Origin of the sequence: Rhizorhabdus sp., assembly GCF_018006725.1 — a bacterium.
GTDB lineage: Bacteria > Pseudomonadota > Alphaproteobacteria > Sphingomonadales > Sphingomonadaceae > Rhizorhabdus.
In genome coordinates this window covers 1-3886 of sequence record NZ_JAGMXV010000356.1, presented here as the reverse complement: position 1 = coordinate 3886, position 3886 = coordinate 1, and the positions used below count along the sequence as shown (strand labels likewise).

3 protein-coding genes and 1 pseudogene are annotated in these 3886 nt (G+C 67.0%); all 4 read left to right on the top strand.

The window, feature by feature from the left end:
- A pseudogene (locus KAY22_RS25870) lies at positions 1–138 on the top strand (glucose-1-phosphate adenylyltransferase); the annotation flags it as partial.
- Between the two features lie 6 nt (positions 139–144).
- Positions 145–1608, top strand: coding sequence for a glycogen synthase GlgA (gene glgA, locus KAY22_RS25865; protein ID WP_296625972.1), 1464 nt, complete (start codon positions 145–147; stop codon positions 1606–1608).
- On the top strand, positions 1605–3575 hold the full coding sequence (glgX, locus tag KAY22_RS25860) for a glycogen debranching protein GlgX (RefSeq protein WP_296625971.1): 1971 nt from the start codon (positions 1605–1607) through the stop codon (positions 3573–3575). The genes glgA and glgX overlap by 4 nt, the downstream gene beginning before the upstream one ends.
- Positions 3572–3886 (top strand): alpha-amylase family glycosyl hydrolase (locus KAY22_RS25855; protein WP_296625970.1); only part of this gene is annotated, 315 nt, incomplete at its 3' end. The genes glgX and KAY22_RS25855, both read left to right, overlap by 4 nt.

The following is a 3886-nucleotide window of genomic DNA, read 5'->3' as shown; positions in this document are numbered from 1 at the left end:
GTGCTCGACCAGGGCGTACAGATTCCCAAGGGGCTGATCGTCGGCGAGGACCCGATCGCAGACGCCAAGCGGTTCCGCCGGACCGAGAAGGGCGTGTGCCTGATAACCCAGGACATGATCGACCGGTTGGTGGCCTGACCGAGCATGACCCTGCGCCTGCTGTCGGTAACGTCCGAACTTCATCCCCTGATCAAGACCGGTGGCCTGGCCGACGTCGCCGGCGCCCTTCCGCTCGCGCTCGCTGCCCACGGGGTCGAGGTGCGCTCGCTGCTGCCCGCCTATCCGCAAGTGCAACGTGCGCTGGCTGGCGTCCGGCTGCGCCCGGTCCACAATTACAAGACCCTCTTCGGTGGCCCGGCGCGGGTGCTGGCCGGCCAGCACAAGGGGCACGACCTGCTGCTGCTCGATTCACCCGGTCTTTTCGGCACACGCGACGGCGGTCCCTATGCCGATCTGGCCGGGCAGGACTGGAACGACAATTGGCGGCGCTTCGCGGCGCTGTCGGCCGTCGCCGCAGACGTCGCAGCAGGTGCCATCAAGGGCTGGAACGCCGATGTGGTCCACGCCCATGACTGGCAGGCGGCGCTGACCGCTGCCTATGTCCGCCACGGCCGGCGGCCCGAGCTTCCGGTCGTCGTGACGATCCACAACCTCGCTTTCCAGGGCCGCTTTGACGCCACGGTATTTCCGGAGCTGGGTCTGCCGCAGGGCGCCTTCGCGGTCGACGGTGTCGAATATTATGGCGGGGTCGGCTTCCTGAAGGCTGGTCTCCAATATGCCGACGTTGTGACCACGGTCAGCCCGAGCTATGCCGATGAGATCCGCACGCCCGAAGCCGGCATGGGGCTCGATGGCCTGCTCCGCGCGCGCGGAGACGCCGTGCTGGGGATCGTCAACGGCATCGATACGCGCGAATGGGATCCGTCGACCGATACGGCACTGGCGTCCCCCTATTCGCACCGCGCGCTAAACGGCAGGACCGCCAACCGTCGTGCGCTGGAAAAGCGCTTCGGTCTCAAGCGAGCGCGCGGGCCGATCTTTGCGGTGATCAGCCGGCTGACCTGGCAGAAAGGCATCGACCTGATCCTCGACTCGATCGATCATCTTGTCGGGCATGGCGGCCGGCTCGTCGTCCTCGGTTCGGGCGACGGAGCCATGGAGAATGCCCTGCTCGGGGCAGCGGCCCGTCACCCTGGCGCCATCGGCGTGGTCACCGGCTATGACGAGCCACTCGCCCATCTGATGCAGGCAGGCGCCGACGCGATCCTCATCCCGTCCCGCTTCGAACCTTGCGGCCTGACCCAGCTTTACGGTCTGCGCTATGGCACGGTTCCAGTGGCGGCGCGGACGGGCGGGCTGGCCGACACGATCATCGACGCCAATGATGCCGCGCTCAACGCCGGCTGCGCGACCGGCCTGCTTCACCAGCCCGGATCGGGCGACGCTTTGCGGCAAGCCATCACGCGCGCCACCAACCTCTACGCCGCTCCCGCGATCTGGCAGGCGATCCGGCGGCAGGGGATGCGCGCCGACTGGGGCTGGGAGCGCAGCAGCGCGCGCTACGCTGCGCTCTACACCGATCTCGTCGCCCGGGCCGCGGCGCAATGAGCGATGCGCCGCTTCACCGCTTCGGCGCCCAACCGCAGCCTGACGGCGTCCGCTTCGCTCTGTGGACCGAGCGGGCGACCGCAGCCTGGCTCTGCCTGTTCGACGCCTCGGGCGAGGTCGAGACCGACCGCATCGCCATGACGCGCGGTCCCGCCGATGTCTTCGAAACCTTCGTAGCCGGCCTTGCAGCCGGTGCGCGCTACGGCTTCCGGACAGACGGGCCCTATGATCCTTCGCAGGGCGACTGGTTCGATCCCGCCAAGCTGCTGATGGATCCCTATGCACGGGCGATCGACCGCGCCTATCGATACGACCCTGCCCTCGCCGCGCCGCGCGACGAGAGCGTGGACAGCGCGCCGCTAATGCCCAAGGCGATCGTCACCGACATGCCCAAGGGCGACCGCCGCTCGCCGCCGCTCTTACGGCCCGGTGGGCTTGTCTATGAGGTCAATGTCCGGGGCTTCACCAAGCTCCATCCCGAGATCGACCCGGCGCAGCGTGGAACGATCGCAGCCCTCGCTCATCCGGCGATCATCGCCCATCTCCAGCGCATCGATGTCGATGCGATCGAACTGATGCCGATCACCGCCTGGATCGACGAGCGCCATCTGCCGCCGCTCGGTCTGGCCAATAGCTGGGGCTACAACCCGGTCAGTTTCATGGCGCTCGATCCGCGTCTGGCCCCCGGCGGACTCGTCGAACTGCGCGACACGGTGCGCGCATTGCACGAAGCGGGTATCGGCGTGATCCTGGACGTCGTCTTCAACCATAGCGGGGAAAGCGACAGCCAGGGGCCGACGCTGTCGCTGCGCGGTATCGACAACCGCGCCTATTTTCGCACGCTACGCGACGAGCCGGGCTCGCTCGCCAATGACAGCGGCTGCGGCAACACGATGGCCTGCGATCATCCCGCCACGCGCCGGCTGATCATCGACAGTCTCAGGCACTTCGTCGTTGCCGCCGGGGTCGACGGCTTCCGCTTCGACCTCGCACCCATACTCGGCCGGGTACCGGACGGGTTCGAGCCTGATGCGGCGCTGTTCCGCGCGATGCGGGCCGATCCGCTGCTCGCCGATCGCATCCTGATCGCCGAGCCCTGGGACATCGGTCCCGGCGGCTATCAACTGGGCAATTTTTCAGCCGAGTTCCTGGAATGGAACGACCGCTATCGCGACGATGTCCGCCGCTTCTGGCGTGGCGATCCCTATACCATCGGCGACCTCGCCACGCGTCTCGCCGGCTCCTCCGACATCTTCGCCCGGCCGGGACGGACGCATACGCGCAGCGTCAACTTCATCGCCGCACATGATGGCTTCACGTTGGCTGATCTCGTCGCCTATCGCCACAAGCACAACGACGCCAATGGCGAGCAGAATCGCGACGGTCATGGCGACAATCTCAGCTGGAACAATGGGGTCGAGGGCCCATCGGACGATGCCCGGGTGATCGCTGCGCGCCAGCGCGACCTGCGCGCCCTGCTTGCCACGCTGTTCGCCTCGCGCGGGACCATCATGCTGACGGCGGGTGACGAATTCGGGCGGACCCAGCGGGGCAACAACAATGCCTATGCGCAGGACAATGCGCTGAGCTGGCTTGACTGGTCCGGACGGGATGCTGCGCTCGAAGACCATGTTGCGAGGCTCGCGCGGATTAGGCGCGACCATCCGGCACTGTCCGATCCGCTGTTCGTCAGCCCTGATGACGTCGACTGGCTCGCTTTTGACGACCGTGCCTTCGATCAGGGCGATTGGCACGATCCCGCGACGGACCGGATCGTCATGCTGGTCCAGTTGCCCGAGCAGCCCGTCCGAATCGCCGTCGCGATCAACCGCTCAGGCCAGCCCGGCGCGGTCAGTCTGCCCTCCGCCGAAGGCCGGCGCTGGATGCGGCTCGACGACGACATCGAGCCGACAGCGCCCATCGAAGCTCGCAGCGTCGCCTATTTCGTGGAAGAGGATATTGCATGACCTCCACCGATCCCGACTGGTGGCGCGGCGCCGTCATCTATCAGGTCTATCCCCGATCCTTCCAGGACAGCGACGGCGACGGCATCGGAGACCTCAGGGGCGTGACCGCGCGGCTCGACCATATCGCCTCGCTCGGCGTCGACGCGATCTGGGTGTCGCCCTTCTTCAAGTCGCCCATGGCCGACATGGGATACGACGTGTCCGACTATCGCGACGTCAATCCGATGTTCGGCACGATCGCCGATTTCGACGCGCTGCTGGCCGGTGCCCATGCGCGCGGCATGAAGGTCATCATCGACCAGGTGCTCAGC

Excerpts from the sequence above, each read along its gene's own strand:
- glgA (WP_296625972.1), top strand. The coding sequence starts at position 145 with ATGACCCTGCGCCTGCTGTCGGTAACGTCCGAACTTCATCCCCTGATC.
- glgX (WP_296625971.1), top strand. The coding sequence starts at position 1,605 with ATGAGCGATGCGCCGCTTCACCGCTTCGGCGCCCAACCGCAGCCTGAC.